This window comes from Marinomonas arctica (assembly GCF_003259225.1).
In the GTDB taxonomy this organism is placed as follows: domain Bacteria; phylum Pseudomonadota; class Gammaproteobacteria; order Pseudomonadales; family Marinomonadaceae; genus Marinomonas; species Marinomonas arctica.
The window spans coordinates 115,558-134,432 of the sequence record NZ_QHJF01000004.1 but is presented as its reverse complement, the minus strand read 5'-3'; the positions used below and the strand labels follow the sequence as shown (position 1 = coordinate 134,432).

15 protein-coding genes and 1 riboswitch are annotated in these 18,875 nt (G+C 45.5%); of the genes, 8 read left to right on the top strand and 7 right to left on the bottom strand.

What is annotated here, in order from left to right:
• Positions 1–61: 61 nt before the first annotated feature.
• From rdgB to DK187_RS03350, 6 genes are all read left to right on the top strand, one after another.
• Positions 62–685, top strand: a complete 624-nt coding sequence (gene rdgB / locus DK187_RS03375; RefSeq protein WP_111605934.1) for an RdgB/HAM1 family non-canonical purine NTP pyrophosphatase — start codon at positions 62–64, stop codon at positions 683–685.
• The gene (hemW, locus tag DK187_RS03370; protein WP_111605933.1) at positions 682–1,851 is read left to right on the top strand and encodes a radical SAM family heme chaperone HemW; all 1,170 of its coding nucleotides are present in this window, start codon (positions 682–684) and stop codon (positions 1,849–1,851) included. Before rdgB ends, hemW begins: the two co-directional genes overlap by 4 nt.
• A gap of 402 nt (positions 1,852–2,253) precedes the next feature.
• The gene (locus tag DK187_RS03365; RefSeq protein WP_111605932.1) at positions 2,254–3,837 is read left to right on the top strand and encodes a BCCT family transporter; all 1,584 of its coding nucleotides are present in this window, start codon (positions 2,254–2,256) and stop codon (positions 3,835–3,837) included.
• A 68-nt stretch (positions 3,838–3,905) separates the two neighbouring features.
• A riboswitch (yybP-ykoY riboswitch) is annotated at positions 3,906–4,108 on the top strand.
• An 8-nt stretch (positions 4,109–4,116) separates the two neighbouring features.
• Positions 4,117–4,683 (top strand): TMEM165/GDT1 family protein, encoded by a 567-nt coding sequence (locus DK187_RS03360; protein WP_111605931.1) that lies wholly within the window; start codon positions 4,117–4,119, stop codon positions 4,681–4,683.
• 28 nt (positions 4,684–4,711) lie between these two features.
• Positions 4,712–6,568, top strand: a complete 1,857-nt coding sequence (locus tag DK187_RS03355) for a DUF294 nucleotidyltransferase-like domain-containing protein (RefSeq protein WP_111605930.1) — start codon at positions 4,712–4,714, stop codon at positions 6,566–6,568.
• A gap of 1 nt (position 6,569) precedes the next feature.
• Positions 6,570–7,283, top strand: coding sequence for a 3'-5' exonuclease (locus DK187_RS03350; RefSeq protein WP_111605929.1), 714 nt, complete (start codon positions 6,570–6,572; stop codon positions 7,281–7,283).
• A gap of 23 nt (positions 7,284–7,306) precedes the next feature.
• Here the strand turns inward: DK187_RS03350 and DK187_RS03345 are convergent, their stop codons facing one another.
• The 7 genes from DK187_RS03345 to DK187_RS03315 all read right to left on the bottom strand — a co-directional run bounded on the left by DK187_RS03345 (position 7,307) and on the right by DK187_RS03315 (position 16,442).
• Positions 7,307–8,413: a LacI family DNA-binding transcriptional regulator gene (locus tag DK187_RS03345; protein ID WP_111605928.1), complete on the bottom strand. Its 1,107-nt coding sequence runs from the start codon at positions 8,411–8,413 to the stop codon at positions 7,307–7,309.
• 114 nt (positions 8,414–8,527) lie between these two features.
• On the bottom strand, positions 8,528–10,144 hold the full coding sequence (locus tag DK187_RS03340) for an alpha-glucosidase (RefSeq protein WP_111605927.1): 1,617 nt from the start codon (positions 10,142–10,144) through the stop codon (positions 8,528–8,530).
• Between the two features lie 68 nt (positions 10,145–10,212).
• The gene (locus DK187_RS03335) at positions 10,213–11,307 is read right to left on the bottom strand and encodes an ABC transporter ATP-binding protein (RefSeq protein WP_111605926.1); all 1,095 of its coding nucleotides are present in this window, start codon (positions 11,305–11,307) and stop codon (positions 10,213–10,215) included.
• Positions 11,308–11,383: 76 nt separating this feature from the next.
• A complete protein-coding gene (locus DK187_RS03330) occupies positions 11,384–12,523 on the bottom strand; it encodes a carbohydrate ABC transporter permease (RefSeq protein ID WP_111605925.1) in 1,140 nt (379 codons plus the stop codon).
• Position 12,524: 1 nt separating this feature from the next.
• On the bottom strand, positions 12,525–13,535 hold the full coding sequence (locus DK187_RS03325; protein ID WP_111605924.1) for a carbohydrate ABC transporter permease: 1,011 nt from the start codon (positions 13,533–13,535) through the stop codon (positions 12,525–12,527).
• A gap of 116 nt (positions 13,536–13,651) precedes the next feature.
• Positions 13,652–15,004, bottom strand: coding sequence for an ABC transporter substrate-binding protein (locus tag DK187_RS03320; protein ID WP_111605923.1), 1,353 nt, complete (start codon positions 15,002–15,004; stop codon positions 13,652–13,654).
• Positions 15,005–15,473: 469 nt separating this feature from the next.
• Positions 15,474–16,442 (bottom strand): carbohydrate kinase family protein, encoded by a 969-nt coding sequence (locus DK187_RS03315; RefSeq protein ID WP_111605922.1) that lies wholly within the window; start codon positions 16,440–16,442, stop codon positions 15,474–15,476.
• Between the two features lie 213 nt (positions 16,443–16,655).
• Here DK187_RS03315 and DK187_RS03310 point away from each other — a divergent pair, with 213 nt between their 5' ends.
• Together DK187_RS03310 and DK187_RS03305 are read left to right on the top strand one after the other, a co-directional pair.
• Positions 16,656–17,393, top strand: coding sequence for a response regulator (locus DK187_RS03310; RefSeq protein ID WP_111605921.1), 738 nt, complete (start codon positions 16,656–16,658; stop codon positions 17,391–17,393).
• On the top strand, positions 17,380–18,849 hold the full coding sequence (locus tag DK187_RS03305) for an ATP-binding protein (protein WP_111605920.1): 1,470 nt from the start codon (positions 17,380–17,382) through the stop codon (positions 18,847–18,849). The genes DK187_RS03310 and DK187_RS03305 overlap by 14 nt, the downstream gene beginning before the upstream one ends.
• Positions 18,850–18,875 lie beyond the last annotated feature (26 nt).

Here is an 18,875-nt window from a genome sequence, read left to right as displayed (position 1 = left end):
ATCACACAACAAGGCGGCCAATCAGCCGCCTTTGTTTTAAAGAATGACAAAGGAAAAACCGATGAAAAACACCATCGTACTCGCCAGCAATAATGCTGGAAAAATCAAAGAATTCAATGCCTTGCTTAGCGATATGGGCATCGACGTTAAGCCGCAAAGTGAATTTAACGTTGAAGAAGCCGAAGAAACTGGCTTAAGTTTTATTGAAAATGCCATCCTTAAAGCACGCCATGCTTGCGCACAAACGGGTTTGCCTGCATTAGCCGATGATTCCGGCATTGAAGTGGATTATCTTAACGGTGCACCAGGCATTTACTCCGCTCGTTTTGCCGGCGAGCATGGCAACAACGACGCAAATAACGCGCTGCTATTGGAAAAACTAGCGGGCGTGCCTGAGCTGCAACGTACCGCTCGTTTTCATTGCGTACTAGCTTACATGCGCCATAAAGACGATCCGACGCCACAAGTGTTCCATGGTGTATGGGAAGGCCGTATTTTAACGTCGACTGAAGGCCAAGAAGGCTTTGGTTATGATCCACTATTTTATGTACCGGAATGCGCGTGCAGTGCCGCTAGCCTACCAAAAGAAATAAAGAATCAAATCAGCCACAGAGGGAAAGCCTTAAAACAGCTGCTTGCTGCGTTTCAACAATCCCCTTCTCTGCTAGCGGGTAACGCATTTTGAGTCGTCAATTACCGCCACTGAGTTTGTACATTCACTTACCTTGGTGCGTGCGTAAATGTCCTTACTGTGACTTTAACTCCCATCAAGCGGATCGCTTCGAAAGTAATGGCAAACTGCCGGAAGATGCTTATCTAGCGCAACTTCTGGCAGATTTAGACGCCGATTTACCTTATGTGGCTGGACGGAAAATTCAAACGGCTTTTATTGGCGGCGGCACGCCCAGCTTGATGAGCGAAGACTTCTATTATCGTTTAATGGACGCGCTACGTGAAAAGCTGAGTTGGGCTGACAATGCCGAAATCACCATGGAAGCCAATCCAGGGACGTTTGAGCAAGAAAAATTCCGTCATTTTCGCCAAGCGGGCATTAATCGTCTATCCATCGGGATCCAAAGTTTTCAGCCAAACCTGTTGAAAACCCTAGGAAGAATCCACAACCGCGAAGAAGCGATACACGCTGTGGATAAGTCTAGAGCCGCTGGCTTTGACAACATTAACCTAGATTTGATGCACGGTTTACCAGACCAAAGCCTAGACATGGCACTGGAAGACTTATCACTGGCCATCGAGTTGAACCCTGAGCACTTATCTTGGTATCAACTGACTATCGAGCCCAATACTGAGTTCTATCGTCGTCCACCCACGCTTCCTGAAGACAACACCTTGTGGGGCATTCAAGACGCAGGACAAGCACTGCTCACCCAGCATGGTTATGCTCAGTATGAAGTGTCAGCAAACTCGAAAGACAATCGACGCGCCGCACACAATCTCAACTATTGGCGTTTTGGCGATTACATAGGGATCGGCGCTGGCGCCCATGGCAAGATCACATTGGTTAATGGTGAAATATTTCGTACACGAAAGACTCGTCACCCGAATCATTACTTGAACAACTTGCCTGAAGTGTTAGTCATCAAAGAGGCCATTGAGCAAGAAGACTTACCTCTAGAATTCATGATGAATCGTCTGCGTTTATTCGAAACCTTTGATTTAAAGGATTATGAACGATTTACCTACCAAAGTGTGCCATTTTCTCTGATCAAAGCTTGTGAAACCGCGCTAAAGCAAGGGCTTTTAGACCACGATGAATGGACACAACAGCGTGTCAAAACCACAGAAAAAGGTAAGCTATTTCTCAATGAATTACTCGAGTTGTTCCTTCCTTAAAGATAGTCCAACAGGACCACTTTATTTACTATAATTTGACATCTAACTAAATTGATGCAATTCTTGTTAGGTTAAAAATTGAAAAAGGCCATCCTCGATGGCCTTTTTTCGCTTCATTGGAAACACACCGTAGTGTGGATATTTCTAATACATTTGTCTTTTTAAACGAAAAATAACGCTATTTTGACACATTAATCCGCCGCCTCGATCGATTCAAAAACAACTGATAACTGGCCAAAGATTATGCATACATTGTGAAAATAGGACAAAATACGTCGCATTAAGAACAATCTGATAATGAGAATTCTTTTAGTGTGAACTAACGAGATTGTATAAAAAACACTCATGTTGATTTTCGTTTAAAAAGATTAGAAAGAGTTCCACTAATTCAGGAGAATGTTTATGAGTAATAAAGTACCTGACAGTGGTCGGGCAGAATACAACACATCGTACAAAGTAGGACAAGATAACATTCAGTTTCTTGGCCTAGATGTACTTAACCCTGTGTTTAGCACCAGCGCTTTGATCATTTTCGCATTCATTATTGGCAGTATTCTTTTCCCAGCGGATGCCAGTGCCGTTTTATCGGGCGCCAAAAACTGGTCAATCGATAACTTTGATTGGTTCTTTATGGTCGCAGGGAATATTTTCGTACTCTTCTGCTTGATTTTGATTGCATTACCTTTGGGTAAGATTCGTTTAGGTGGCACAGAAGCAAGCGCAGAACACTCAACCATTACTTGGTTTTCAATGCTGTTCGCAGCTGGCATGGGTATCGGTCTGATGTTTTGGAGTGTGGCTGAGCCTGTCGGTTACTATACAGCGTGGTACGGTACGCCATTTGATGTGGCGGCAAACACCCCAGAAGCACGCGATCTTGCCATGGGCGCCACCATGTTCCATTGGGGCCTTCACCCATGGGCTATTTACGCCGTCGTGGGGTTATCTTTAGCGTTTTTCGCATACAACAAAGGCTTACCTCTGACAATCCGCTCTGCTTTTTACCCATTATTTGGTGAAAAAGTATGGGGGGTTATTGGCCATGTAATCGATGTAATTTCCGTGATTGCGACGATTTTTGGTTTAGCAACCTCACTTGGTTTTGGCGCACTACAAGCCGCAGGTGGCCTCAACTTCCTATTCGATATCCCTAACACGTTAACAACACAAATCCTTGTGATCTGTGGTGTTACCGCGGTGGCTATTATTTCAGTAGCACGTGGTCTTGAAGGAGGGGTGAAACTGTTATCCAATATCAACATGATTATCGCTGCAGTACTGGCCATTTTCATTGTCATCGTTGGTAATACTGGCGCTATCTTTGCCGCTATGGGTTCTTACTTTTTGAGCTATGTTGAAAACATCATTCCTTTGAGTAACTGGATTGGTCGTGATGACACAACCTTTTACCATGGTTGGACTGTATTCTATTGGGCTTGGTGGATTTCCTGGTCACCATTTGTCGGCATGTTTATCGCACGTGTTTCTCGTGGTCGTACTGTTCGTGAGTTCCTAGTTGCCGTTCTCTTGGTACCAACTGTGGTTTCTCTTGTGTGGATGTCTATTTTTGGTGGTTCTGCTCTAGACCAATCAGCCAACGGTATTGGTGCATTAGCCGACGGCATTGGTGATTCGTCATTAGCCATGTTCCAGATGTTTGCAAACCTACCGTTAACCGGGCTGATTTCTTTTGTTGGCATCATTCTGGTATTGGTCTTCTTTGTCACGTCTTCAGACTCTGGCTCTTTGGTCATTGATGGAATTACCGCTGGCGGTAAAACCGACGCGCCTATGATCCAACGTGTTTTCTGGGCCGTTCTTGAAGGTATCATCGCCATTGCATTACTAGTAGGTGGTGGCTCTGAAGCACTTGGTGCCATTCAGGCAGCCGCTATTACTATAGGCTTACCTTTCACTGTACTCATGTTGATTATGTGTGTGAGTTTGTGGAAAGGCTTGCACAGCGATATGCACCTTTATAAATAACCGTGACAACACAACGCGAATAATATAGATCGTTCGCGTTGTGTTGTTTTTATAAATACTTTACTATGCGCGTTCTCTTAGGGGAGTAATCTTCTTTGCACAGCCTACATACTAATGTGTGCTGCAAAGATTCTTTGTCAACATAATTGAGCCTCAAGCTCGTGGCAAAGAAGTCCTGATCGGATTGACGGGATTGATGAGACTTAAGACAATAACTTGGCTCAGGTGGGCACGAGTTTATTGTCTTTTGTTTTATTGCCCACCTAGGACCTATCATAAATGGAAGCATTACTCACTTCTATCTCTACTGTTGCCCTTGCTGAAATGGGTGATAAAACGCAACTTTTGGCTTTATTCCTTGCAACACGTTTCGCCTCTAAAATGTCAATTGTTCTCGGTATTCTGGCGGCCACATTGCTCAATCATGCCTTGTCTGCTTGGCTAGGTGTTGAAATTGCTCAGTGGATTCCAGAAAGTGCTATTAGCTGGATTGTTGGTCTAAGCTTCATTGCTGTTGGGCTCTGGTTATTAATTCCTGATAAAGACGACAGCGAAGACAGCCAAGTCCTTAAATATGGCGCATTTGGCGCAACCTTTGTGTTGTTTTTCTTAGCGGAAATCGGTGACAAGACTCAAATTGCTACGGTTCTATTGGGTGCTCACTACGGCAGTGTTTGGATGGTCTTAATTGGCTCAACAGTAGGAATGATGCTGGCGAACGTGCCTGTTGTTTTTGCAGGACGTTGGATTATGGATAAAATTAACGCGGACCGCACTCGTCAATTGGCTTGCTTGCTTTTTCTTATTATGGGAATAGTGACCATAGCATCGCCACTACTGTCATAAATCAGTTCTACTAAACGGGAAGGGTACGATGGACGTCGAATTAACAGAAATACTCGAGGCACTTTGCCAACACGCCCCATTCAATGAGATTGCCGATGATACACAACTCAATGATATGGTGAAAGAAATAGAGATACAGTACGTTCGTGCTGGCGAGTGGGTCATCGCCCCAAGCGCACTGAACAATACGCTTTTCTTTATCCGTAGTGGGGCGATAGAGGTACTGAGCAAAGAGAACAAGTTAATTCGACGTATGAATGAAGGCGAACTCTTTGGCTATTTTTCTCTGTTGCGCGGCGGCAAGTCATCACAGTCAATGCGCACTATTGAAGACAGCTTGTTGTATCGCATTCCTGCCCGCTGGTTCCTTAAGCTGTACGAAGAGAACGACACATTTTCTGATTTCTTTCAGTTAGCCCGAGAGGTACGGCTGCGCGTCGCCATGGATTCGCAAAGCTCAGACGTATCGCTAATGACTTGCCCTGTTGTTAGCTTACTAAGACGCCCTCCTATTAGCACAGACGCCAGCTCAAACATCCGGGTGGCTGCGCAAATCATGGCGGAGCATCGAGTGTCCAGTTTATTGATTACGGAATTTGACGAACTTATCGGCATTGTTACCGATCAAGACTTACGCACTCGAGCGGTTGCTAAAGGCCTTGCCTACGATACGCCAATTGCAGACATCATGACCCGTCACCCTATCGTTATGGACAGCGGAGATTATGCCGCCGAAGCCGTGCTAAAAATGATGGAACGTAACGTTCATCATATTCCGGTGGTGAAAAATGGTCGTCCTATTGGGGTAGTAAGCACAGGCGATATCATTCAAAAAGAAAGTCATGGCAGCATTTATCTCATCAGCGACATTTATAAGCAAACCAGTATTGAGGGCTTAAAAAGTATCAGTCGCAAGATGACACATACTTTTACCCATCTGGTTGTAGCCGATGCCAATACACAAATGATTGGCAACGCTATGTCACACATAGGCACCGCCTTTGTAAAACGATTGCTGCAACTCGGAGAGGAAAAATTTGGTCCACCCCCTATCCCCTATTGCTTTATCGCGCTTGGCTCACAAGCGAGAGAAGAGCAAACCATCAAAACCGATCAAGACAATGCGCTGATTTTAAGTGACAAATATAATAAAAAACTGCATGGCGAGTATTTTGAAGCACTGACAGATTGGGTTTGTAATAATCTAGATAAATGCGGTTATGACTTATGCTCTGGCGACATCATGGCATCCAACCCTCGTTGGCGTCAGCCATTGAGTGTGTGGAAAGAAAACTTCAGTGAATGGATTCAAAAGCCCAAGGCCGAAGCGCTGTTACGTCTGTCTATCTTTTTTGATTTGCGTGGCGTTTATGGCGATAAAACACTTGCCTTGCAACTCAATCAACATATACGCCGTGAAGCACAACAACATTCTGGCTTTTTGACCTTTATGGCCAGAAACGCCAATCAACGTAAACCACCGTTAGGTTTCTTTAGACAATTCGTTCTGGACGGTGAAGGCACGCAATCGCGTACTTTTAACCTAAAAGAAAGAGGCATTGCCCCCATCATAGACATTGTGAGGGTACACGCTCTCGCCTGCGGTAGCGACAAACTCAACACCTTAGAGCGTATCGAAGATATAGAGGCCGCCGGCTTGCTACCAGATGGCCGAGCCAAAGATCTAGCACTGGCCTTAGAGATGATTGGCATGGTGCGCATTCGACACCAAAAAGAGCAAATAGAAGCAGGCGAAGAACCCAATAATCACGTTAATCCCGAGAACCTATCTTCCTTTGAAAAACGCCATTTACGGGATGCGTTTCACATTGTGTCAGGACAACAAGAGTTTATTAAATTTCGCTACGCTGGGAAACGCAGCTAAAATGAGTAAATTACTGAAAGCCAAAACAAAAGAAGAAAAACAAGACTGGCAAGCCATGTTTGCCCAATGGGCGGAAGAAGCCCCCGAAGGACCACTGAAACGCTACTATCAAGCGGGGATGATTACGCCACAAACCTCGCTGCAAGATACGCCCTTATTGGCATTAGATCTAGAGACCACCGGGCTAGATCCAAAAGAGGATGAAATCATCAGCCTTGGTGTCATTCCACTCAGTAACAAAATCATCCGTTGTCAGGGTGCTCAATATTGGATGGCAAAACCCGAACGTTCATTGAATGCAGAATCGGTCACTATTCACGAAATCACTCATTCCGAATTGGCGGAAGCACCGCCACTTGAAGCGATTTTAGACCAGATTTTAGCCGCACTAACAGGCCAAGTAATCGTTGTTCATTGCGTGGCGATTGAGCGTCAGTTTCTACTAGAAGCCTCGATGAAAATCTATGGCTTCCCATTGTATTTTCCCGTACTGGATACCATGGATATTGAGCGCCACATTATTTACAAGCCATGGTGGAAGCGCTTTGGCAGACAACCTTCGTTGCGCTTAGACGCTTGTCGTCAGCGCTATAAATTACCTCGCTATAAAGCACATCATGCACTCACTGATGCTTTATCGTCGGCGGAATTACTGCAAGCACAAATTGCCCATCACATGGACCCAACAGCCGATATCGCCAATTATTGGCTGTGATAATGACCATTTGTAGATAACAATCACGCCAAAACAGAATGGGCGTGTTCAGTGTCAATGCACTTGGACTCAGCAATAGAAGGACAACTTTCGCGAACCACAAGTTCCGTTTCTAACACCACGTCCTTCGCTTCCCTAAGACCTAAAAAAACCTCGGCGGCAACACGGCCTTTTTCAACCGTTTGCTGGTGAATGGTCGTGATCGAAGGATGAATATTGCCACCCTCTGCAATGCCATCAAACCCCACTACTTGCAGATCTTCCGGCACACGTAATCCCATATGCAAAGCCGCTTGCACAGCGGCAATCGCAATACAATCACTCATGCAAAGCAATAACTGAGGGCGCTTGGCCATGGTTAACGCTTCACGCGCCGCCTGATAGGCTAACTTATGATTGTTCTCAGGGATATTCCAAATATGTTCCGATGCAACCGATAACTGATGCTCTTCTAGCGCTTGAAAATAACCATACAACCTCTGAATGGAAATAGACGCCGCACGATCGAACAGCTCATCTTCACGTATCCGGCACACACGATCGGTCGCCAACAAACTCAAGCCCAAGATCGCCACCGCGTCCGGCTTATGCTGCAAAGCATGACAAGCAATTCGATAAGCACCACTGTGGTTTTCTATGTTGACTGATGTGGTACCCGGAATAAAACTGTCCACCGTGATGATATTCTTATTTGGCATCAGCCAAGGTGCGTTAATACACTGTTGAGGCTTATGACCGTAAACAATAAAACCATCCACCATAGACGACTGCATACGACTTTGCGCATCTTGCTCGACTTGATCTGAGGACAACAACAACATGTTGTATTCGTTGGCTTCAAAGACTTCCGCCATGCCTTTTAAGAATTGATTGGCTACAGGATCCGTTAGGCTGTAACTAAGATCATCAGACAACACAATGCCGACGATTCCAGTACGACCAGTACGCAAACTGCGAGCGGCAGCGTTCGGGCCAAAGTAGCCCATTTTTTCGCATTCACTCAAAATGTTCTCACGCAAGCTGGCCGATAATTGATCAGGCCGATTAAACGCGTTTGAAATCGTTGCTGTGGAGACTGCCAATCGCTCAGCGACGTCCTTTAAAGTCAGTTTTTTTATGTTTTTTGTCATACCAACCACTCTAACCACTCTTCACCAAAAAAACAGCCTTGACGAACAAGCCGATTTACGCAAAACGCAAATCGGCTTGTTAACAGCAACGCTCAATACATTGTGCAATAACGCTTAAGACAGCCTAGCGTAAAACGCTTGATAAGCCGGTAAAGTCAATGTTTGTCCCTCTAACGTAGACGTGAAACCATGCCCGTCCACTTCAACCAAGCCACTGTTTACAGTCGCCTGCTGAGTATCACTCGTCATATTAAGTACCACGAGCAAACGAGTACCTTGATATTCACGTACCAAACCAATTAATTGCGCGTTACCCACATCCAGCTGAGACAGCTCACCGTTGACCAAAGCGGGCTGTTGCTGACGCCAATGAATCAGCTGACGCACCTTATGCAACAAAGCCTCAGGATTGGCTTCCTGCTCCGCCACACTCAATGGTAAATGGTGAGCGTCAACAGGCAACCAAGGTTCTACCGTTGAAAAACCACCTTGTTCCGAATTATCCCACACCATTGGCGTACGGCAGCCATCACGACCTTTAAACACAGGCCACAGTGGAATGCCGTAAGGATCTTGAATGCGTTCAAACGGCACATCAGCCTCAGGTAAGCCCAATTCTTCGCCTTGATACAAACACACACTGCCGCGTAAGGACAAAATCAGCGCCAACGCAATCAGCGGGTAAGCTTCTGGATCTTCGTCGGCCCCCCAACGTGTGCGCGAGCGAACAACATCGTGATTCGACAATGCCCAGCACGGCCAACCATCGCCGACAATCTCCTGCATGTTTTTTAACACATCACGAATGTAATCTGGCGTATGAGGTTTATTCAAAAAATCAAAGGTGTACGCCATGTGCAGCTTATCGCCACCCGATGTGTATTCCGCCATGCGTTTCAGTGGGAAATCATCGCCAATTTCACCTACCGTTGTACTGCCTGGAAACTCGTCCATCATGGCACGCATGTCTTTCAAGAACTCTAAGTTTTCAGGGCGACTCAAATCATACACGTGGCGCTGATATGTATAAGGATTATCGTGTGGTGCGCCCATGGTTTTTGGCTCACCCACTGGCACAGGTGGGTTGTCTTCCAAGCCTTCACTATGGAAATAGAAGTTCACCGTATCCAAACGGAAACCATCCACACCAAGCTCTAACCAGAAACGCATATTATCTAGGTGCGCCTGACGCACGTCTGGATTATGGAAATTAAAATCCGGTTGAGACTCCAGGAAGTTATGCAAATAATATTGCAAACGACGGCTGTCCCATTTCCACGCACTGCCACCAAAGATAGATAACCAGTTATTTGGCGGTGAGCCATCTGGTTTTGGATCCGCCCATACATACCAATCGGCTTTAGGATTGGTTTTATCTTGACGACTCTCTTCAAACCAAGGATGCACATCGGCCGAGTGGCTGATCACCTGGTCTATCATGACTTTTAAACCCAATTCATGGGATCGGTCAATCAGAGTTTTAAAGTCTGCCAACGAGCCAAACATCGGATCGATATCTCGATAGTCTGATACATCGTAGCCAAAATCTTTCATGGGCGAGGTAAAAATAGGCGACAGCCAAATCGCATCCACACCCAGTGAGGCGACGTAATCTAACTTACTGGTGATACCAGCCAAGTCACCCACACCATCGCCATTTGCATCCATAAAACTACGTGGGTAAATTTGATAAATAATCCCACCTTTCCACCAGTTCAGATTGGTTGTCATCAGATTCTCCAAAAAAAATAAAATATGGGGCAATGCTTCGCACGCCCCAATGAGAAATAACGGACGACTTAACGAGTATACGACTGCTCGTTTTCATCAAATAAATGCATTTTTTCAGGTAAAGCAGACAAATGAACCTTATCACCACGCTGAGTTTTTAAGGTACCTGCTTGTTTGGCAATAATCATGTCATCGCATCCAGGTACTTTGACATACAGCAAAGTCGCTTCCCCTAAAGACTCAACAAATGACACGTCACCCGACAAGAAAGCTTGTTCTTGCGTATCAACCACCACCATATCTTCTGGACGAATCCCAAAGAAAGCCGACTTAGACTGCTCTGCCGCGTCGGTTTTAATCGGCGTATTGACCGTCACCGAAGAAGACAAAGCGACACGGGTCTGTTCACCTGCTTTTTCAATTCGACAAGGCACGATATTCATCGCAGGCGAACCAATAAACTTCGCCACAAAGACGTTGGCGGGGTGCTCATACAATTCCAACGGTGAACCCACTTGCTCAATGTTGCCAGCGGATAACAAAACAATTCGATCCGCTAATGTCATGGCTTCCACCTGATCGTGGGTCACATAAATCATCGTCGAATCCGGCATGCTGTCTTTTAAATTGGCAATCTCCATACGAGTCGCTACACGCAATGCCGCGTCCAAGTTAGACAAAGGCTCATCAAACAAAAACACCTTCGGACGACGCACAATCGCACGGCCAATCGCCACACGCTGACGCTGACCACCAGAAAGAGCTTTAGGCAAACGATCCAAATACGGCGTCAGCTGTAACATATCCGCTGCCTTGCGTACCTGTTGATCAATATCGGCTTTGCTCACCTTTGCAATTTGCAAACTAAACGCCATATTGTCGTATACGGACATATGCGGATACAAAGCGTAACTCTGGAACACCATCGCAATACCACGTAATGCAGGTGGAATGTCATTCACCACCTGACCATCAATCTCCAAAGTACCAGACGAAATTTCTTCCAGTCCCGAGATCATCCGTAGCAAAGTAGACTTGCCGCAGCCAGATGGACCAACAAACACAATAAACTCGCCTTGCTTGATGTCCAAATTAATGTCTTTTAGAACCTCTACTTTGTTTGAGTAGATTTTTTTAACATGGGTTAACTTTACATCTGCCATGATTCAATTGCCTCAATCTAAATACTGACCTTAAGTGGGGAGCCAGCTCAACCCACTCGTATAGGTATAGGTAATGTTATTTCACAGAGCCTGCTAGCAGGCCGCGTACCAAGTAACGCTGCAAACTAAAGAAGACACACAAAGGAACAATGATGGTAATAAAGGCGGACGCTGTCAGAATTTCCCAGTTACCACCACGAGAACCCAATAGCTCACGCAGCTGTCCCGTTAGCACCAAATGTTCTTCATTGTTGCCAAGAAATACCATGGCTATCAACAAGTCATTCCATACCCAAAGGAATTGGAAAATGGCAAATGACGCCAAAGCAGGGAAAGACAAAGGCAATATGATTTTACGGAAAATATCAAAATCTGAGGCACCGTCTACACGCGCTGACTCAATAATTTCGCCCGGTAATCCCGCAATGTAGTTGCGCAATAAATAAATCGCCAAAGGCAAACCAAAGCCTGTATGGGCCAGCCATATGCCCACGTAAGTTTTTGAACCCACACCAAAAAACTCACCAATCAGGTTGTAGCTTTTTAACAATGGAATCAAGGACATTTGTAGCGGCACAACCAACAAGCCAACCACTGCCGCAACCAATAAAGCTCGACCAGGAAAACGCATCCACGCCAACGCGTACGCCGCGAAGGCAGCCACCAAAATAGGGATAATGGTCGCCGGTATGGTCACCGTCAAAGAATTCAAAAAAGACTTACCTAGCCCTTCCGTACTCAACACTTCGCGGTAATTATCCAAAGTAAAGCGAGGTGGGATTTCTGCTGTATAAAAAATCCGCTGACTGCGCCCTTCCCATGGTGTTGGAGAAGAAAACGCATAGTCTCCGTTCTCCATTACCTGTAATGTTTGGCCTTTTCTAAGATCTGCAACCGCGCCTGCGTCAAACGCTTCCGGTTCCAACGAGCTGGAGCCAAATTTAGTGACGTCACCAGAAGACCCATCTAACAAATTACCGCGAATAACGAACAAATCCCCTTCTTGAACCTGAGTCTTAGGGTCATTCGCCCGAGCAATAATCAGCTGTTCTGACGTTGACAACGCTGTCCACCAGCCAGATACAGACAGCTGATCCTTGTCCCGAATAGAGGAAATAAACAAACCTGCCGTCGGAATGGTCCAAATCACCACTAAAAACAATACTGTGGCATGAACCAAATAAGTCAATGGAGACCGTTTAGAGGATGCAATCATATTAACGTCCCTCCATTTCTGCGTTTGCACGCTTAATATTCCACACCATAATTGGAATCACCAACACCATAATAACAATCGCCACCACCGCACCGCGGCCAAAATCACCGCCACCACGGAACATCCAATCAAACATCTGATTGGCTAATACTTGCGTATCCCATTGACCGTTCGTCATCGCCAATACAATATCAAAGACTTTCAGTACGAGTATGGTGATGGTCGTCCATACCACCGCAATGGTTCCCCAAATTTGCGGCACCATGATTTTAAAGAAAATTTGCAAACCATTTGCCCCGTCGAGCACCGCCGCTTCAATGGTTTCATCGGGAATGCCACGCAACGCAGCCGATAAAATCACCATGGCAAAACCCGTTTGGATCCAGACCAAAATGATCATCAAAAAGAAATTATTCCAGAAAGGGATGGTGATCCAGTTCTGCGGTTCTCCACCAAAAAACACCACAACAGCGTTTAACAAGCCGATTTGCGCATCGCCACCACTGCGGAAGTCGTAAATAAACTTCCAAATTACCGAGGCGCCAATAAAGGAAATCGCCATCGGCATAAAGATAAGACTTTTGGCAATATTGCCCCACCAGATACGATCTGTCATGGTCGCAATAATCAAACCAAAAAAAGTCGCCGCCGTCGGCACAACGATCAGCCAAAGCATATTGTTACGGAAGGATTCAAAAAACTCATCGCTGCCAAACAGCCATACGTAATTAGACAGACCGACAAATTCTTCTCCGCTACGGTCAAAAAAAGACAAGCGGATGGAATCGATCACAGGATAAAAAAGATAAAACGTCAGTAATAACACGGCAGGGCCGAGAAACAACCAAGGACGAATACTGTTAGCAATGCGTAGATTACTAGCGACTTGTTGTGCAGGGCGATTTTTCGTCGGGAAAATTTTGTCTAAAAGAATGTTGGAGCCATAAAAATAGACAGCACATCCCAATACACCCAAAATCATGGTCACTAACGCGGAAGCGAGCTGGGCCATAGAATCTCCAAAAATACGTACAGCGCATGAGATAACGTATTAAGTTACTCATATTTATTTGGCAGCAAAGAACAAAAACCCCTAAGCCCACACTGGCTTAGGGGTTCTAAAAAGTATTACTTCAATGCATCCCATGTTTTTTGAATGTCACGAGCGACTTCTTTTGCGTCTTTGCCACCGGTGTAATCCACCATGCCAGTCCAGAACGAACCCGCTCCGATTTTACCAGGCATCAAGTCAGATCCATCAAAGCGGAAAGTGGTAGCATAGCGTAAAATTTCGCCTTGCTTCTTCGCGGCTTCGCTTGAATACAACTCAGGGTTCGCACCTAGATGTGCCGATAAGAAACCGGTTTGAGCCATCCACAACTCATGAGCAATCGGTGAGCGAATGAAATCAATAAAAGCACGCGCGCCTTTCGAATCATTGGTGATACTCATCAAAGTACCCGCTCCCAAGACTGGGTTACCCAAATCTTTGGACGCATACGATGGGAAGTAGAAAAAGTCTGCGTCTAAACCAAGCTTAGTGCCTTCAGGGAAGAAAGCTGGGATAAACGACGCTTGACGATGCAAATAACACTTAGGAGGCGATTGGAATAACCCCTTTGGGCTATCACGGAAATCCGTCGACGATACGGCACCTGCACCACCATCAACAAACTTGTCATTGCGTGCAAACCAACCAAACTCTTCAATCGCACCCACAATACGTGGATCGTCAAATTTAATGTCATTGGTTACCCAACCGTCATAGACAGACGCTGGCTGAGTACGAAGTAGCAAGTCTTCTACCCAATCCGTTGCAGGCCAACCCGTTGCGGCACCAGAACCCAGACCAATACACCAAGGCGTGCCGCCATCAGCAACGATCTGTTCAGTTAGCGCTTTTAGGTCTTCCATGGTTTCAGGCACGTCATAACCTGCATCGGCAAAGTTATCAGGAGAGTACCAAACCAAGGATTTCAAATCAGCGCGATAAAAAACGCCGTAAAAGTCGTCTTGCCCTTTTTGATCTTTAAACGTTGCCAGGTCTACCCAAGATTGGCCTGCCGCATAGTCTTTTACTACGGCATTTTTGACAGTATCGCTAAGCGGGCTAATAAACCCTTTTGCCGCTAAGTCTGCTGCCAAACCGGGTTGTGGAAAAACAGAAATATTAGGGGCACTACCAGCTTGGGCATCGATCACTATTTGTTGTTCAAAAGAATCTGAACCGGCGTAGTTCACTTTTGCACCAGTGGCTTTTTCAAAGTAGGCAATTACACGTTCGAAATTGGTTTTCTCGTCTCCCATCCAAGGACCGAAGACAGAAACTGTTTCACCAGACAAGTTAACGGATTTTAGAGCATCATAGCTGCTCCAACTAAAACGAGCGTCTTCACCTGGTGCAAATAAAAGGTCTGCTGCGTGCACAGCGTTTGCGGAAAGTGTCAGGGCGACCGCCACAGACAATAGAGATTTTTTCATCATTGCTCCTCACAGGCTGGCTTGGGAAACCCATAGCATGCCTTTGTTTTTATTATCATAGGTCGAAACAAGGTAAACATGTCTTCTATAAGGATTAAGAAGAAATTTGATTATTCACAAACAAATCACGCCCTTCAAGGGCTTAGGCTCCTTAATATTGACTTAATTATTTTTTAAATTTAGTAGATTCTCACCAAAATGCGAATCTTATTTCATCGATGTGGGTTGTATGAAAAAACAACAAAAATAGGTTTTTTCACTAAATTCAGCAGGTTAATGGCAAAAAAGTACACAATAAATGTCGCTTTCATATCGTATATTTGCACATTATGCACTTATTTTTCGCATAAAAAAAAGCGCGGTATCACCACGCTTTTTATCGCTATTAGAGTCACTAAATATTGTCTTAACCGTTTAACTTAAAAGCCACTTGCGGCCAAAGCACAAGCAAATATTTGCTTTGTGTCAGTTAGAAACGACTTAATTGTGCTTGCGCTTCACTCAGCGTCGGCAAAGAAGGGTAAGCACCTAACTTCGTCACAGAATCCGCACCACAAGCCGCCGCAAAACGCACGATATCCACCAATTCCTGCGCAGATAATGTACGCAGAGAAGCACGATCACCGCCCTGTTCTGCCAGCTTATAAAGTAGACCACCGACGAAGGCATCACCCGCTGCCGTGGTATCCTTTACGTCGACTTTTGGTGTAAGAACTGTCGCTTCACCATGGGCTGCTGTGTAAAAACGAATCGGATTCGCACCGTCCGTTAACACAAATAAAGTGACACCAGCGGCCAAAGACTCATCAATTAAAGCAAACGGATCTGCCGCTAAAACAGCAAGCTCCTCAAGACTGGCTTTCACCACGTCACCACTTTGCATCCAATCGATAACACGCTTGGTATCCACTTGTCCGTTTGGCCACAAATTAATACGCAGGTTCACGTCAATACTGACAATCCAATGAGCCGCGCGTGCCATGCTGACTCCAGCGAGCGTTGCTTTGGTAATATCCGCATCCGTTAACGTATTGGAACAGGTATGAAAAACGCCCTTCTCGGCAAACCACGAAGCCTCAAAATCGGTTTCTTTAAACAAAATATCCGCAGAAGGGCTGCGGTAAAACTCAAAACTACGCTCGCCTGTTTGATCTAGGCTGACGAATGCCAGTGCCGTTTTGGCTTCCTTAGTCATCAGCATATTTTCAGTATTAACACCGTAGCCATCCAAGGACGATTTTAAGAAATGACCAAATGCATCATCACCTACTTGACCCACAAAATGACTGTTGCCACCTAAACGGGCGACCGCCACGGCCACGTTTGCTGGCGCACCGCCAGGAAACTTGGTAAAGGATTCAAGCTCGCCATCTTGCGTGGCGCCATTAGAAAGAAAATCAATTAAGGCTTCACCGAACGCCATTACTTTTGTTGTCATTGCTCTGTTCTCTTTGTGAATCGAAGATAGGAAAAAGATTAGTCGAAAAATTATGCAGGGGGAAAAACATTAAATCAATTTAATTTATTTAAAGCGCTCTCCACCATAGGTTCAGATGACAATTGGTTCACTGTCACTTTCTTGCTAGACTAGCTTTCTAAACCAGTAACATTACTTTAGAGACTTTTACATTAACTTTCATTGAGCAAGAGAATGACCAAAGCTAAACGCCTCTATGTTGTAGACGATGACGATGAGATTCGCACTCTGCTCAAAACTTACCTAGAAAAACACCAATTTACGGTGTTAACCGCTGACTCAGGCGAAACTTTTTTAGCGGATTTTAAAGCAGAGCAAGAAGTCGATTTGGTTATTTTAGACATCATGCTACCAGGCCAAGATGGCTTTGCTGTTTGTCGGTCACTCAGGACTCAATCGCAAGTACCGGTTATCATGCTGACGGCAAATTCGGATGAAATGGATCGTATTATCGGTCTTGAAATCGGAGCCGACGATTATCTTGCCAAACCCTTTAATCCCCGAGAATTGCTGGCACGTATTAAAGCAATCTTAAGACGTATGGAGCACAGTGAGGTGGTGGAAATCGCCCCCGTCGCTCACCGTTTTTACCGGTTCGCGCAATTTACATTGGATACCCTTTCACGAGAACTGCACTTTAAAGACGAAAAAGAGTCATTATCTGGTGCCGACTACAATTTATTGATGTTGTTCTTAACCCACCCAGGGGCCGTACTCACTCGTGAAATCATTGCCGAAAACACTCGAGGTCGAGACAGCGCGCCATTGGATAGGTTTATCGATGTCCATGTCAGTCGTTTACGCCAACGTCTGCGTGAAGACGCTCGTCAACCACAATTAATTAAAACCATTCGTGGTCAAGGCTACATTTTAACCGCCAGCGTGGAAGCCATCAGCGATGTCCGCGACTAACGCTTCCACCAGCAAAAGTTCGCGCATTAAACGCTGGTCACAGTCGCTGACAGGGCAAATTTTAATCATCATGGCTCTGGGTGTGGCCAGTGCCCAATTTATCAGCTCGACCATTTGGCTACGTCAATTAGAGTCTGACACAGAAGAAAACGTCCGTGAAGTGTCCAAGCACATGGCCTTTCGCATTGCGGCGACCGTCAGCTATTTCAAATCCTTACCGACAAACTATCGCCACATTGTCATCGATCAATTACAAGACATGGGGGGAACACGCTTCTTCGTTACACTCAACAAAGAAGAAATTCGCATCAATAATATTCCCGACTCGCCGCTCAAAGACATTGTCAAAAATGAAGTACAGGGCACATTAATAAGACAATTAGGTATTCATAACGCCAAAATTGCCTTCTCCAGCCCAAGTGATTTACACGTTATTAACAATCACACACGCCTAGTGGACTTACCTGAGCGCTGGGGACATCACAGCTTATTGGTCAAACCGCTAACGCCGCCCATTATTGTGATTCAAATTCCCATTAACGATAAAGATTGGTTGTATCTCGCCAGCTTAATGCCCGACCCGTATTTTTTAGATGGTGCTTCTGCGTTAAGCGAAGATCGCCTATTTTCCATGGCCATGTCAGTCATTACGGTATTATTGCTTAGCATTGTTGTGCTTCGACGAGTAACGCGCCCCCTTGCTACCTTGGCAAGAGCCGCAGAACGTTTTGGTCAAGGTGACTGGAAACCCATCAAGGAAGTGGGCAGTATCGAAGTGCGCAATACAGCCAAAGCCTTCAACGACATGCAAAGGCGTATTCAGCGCTACCTCAATGACAGGGAACGGCTCTTTGCCTCCATTTCCCATGATCTAAAAACCCCCATTACTCGCCTACGGCTTCGCGCTGAAATGCTCGATGAAGATGACATACGCGACGCAATGATTCGAGATCTTGAAGATTTGGATATGCTGGTAAAAGGCGCGCTACAGAGCGTAAAAGAGACAGATATTCATGAAAATCGCATCGAAGTAAACATTTCAAGAATGCTCAAGGACATGCAGTCTACGGCCAATTTACACGACACAAAACTCACCGTCGTTGGTGAGTTAAAACACCCTTTTATTGGCAAACCACTGGCGATTAAACGTTGTCTGGGCAACTTGGTCGACAATGCCTTGTATTATGGCAAAACCGCCACGGTTTTTATCGAAGACGATGAAGACGAGGTCTGTATTCGTATCTGTGATCAGGGGCCTGGCATCCCGATTGATAAAATGGATAAGGTTTTTCAGCCCTACACTCGTCTGACACCCGATCATTCCGGTCACCCCGGTGGCATGGGGCTGGGCCTCAGTATTGCCCGTAATATTGCCCGCGCTCACGGTGGTGAAGTCACCCTAAGTAACCATATAGAACAAGGCTTAGAAGCCAAACTCTGGTTGCCAAGACACTGAGTATTGAAAACATAACAAGCGTTTTT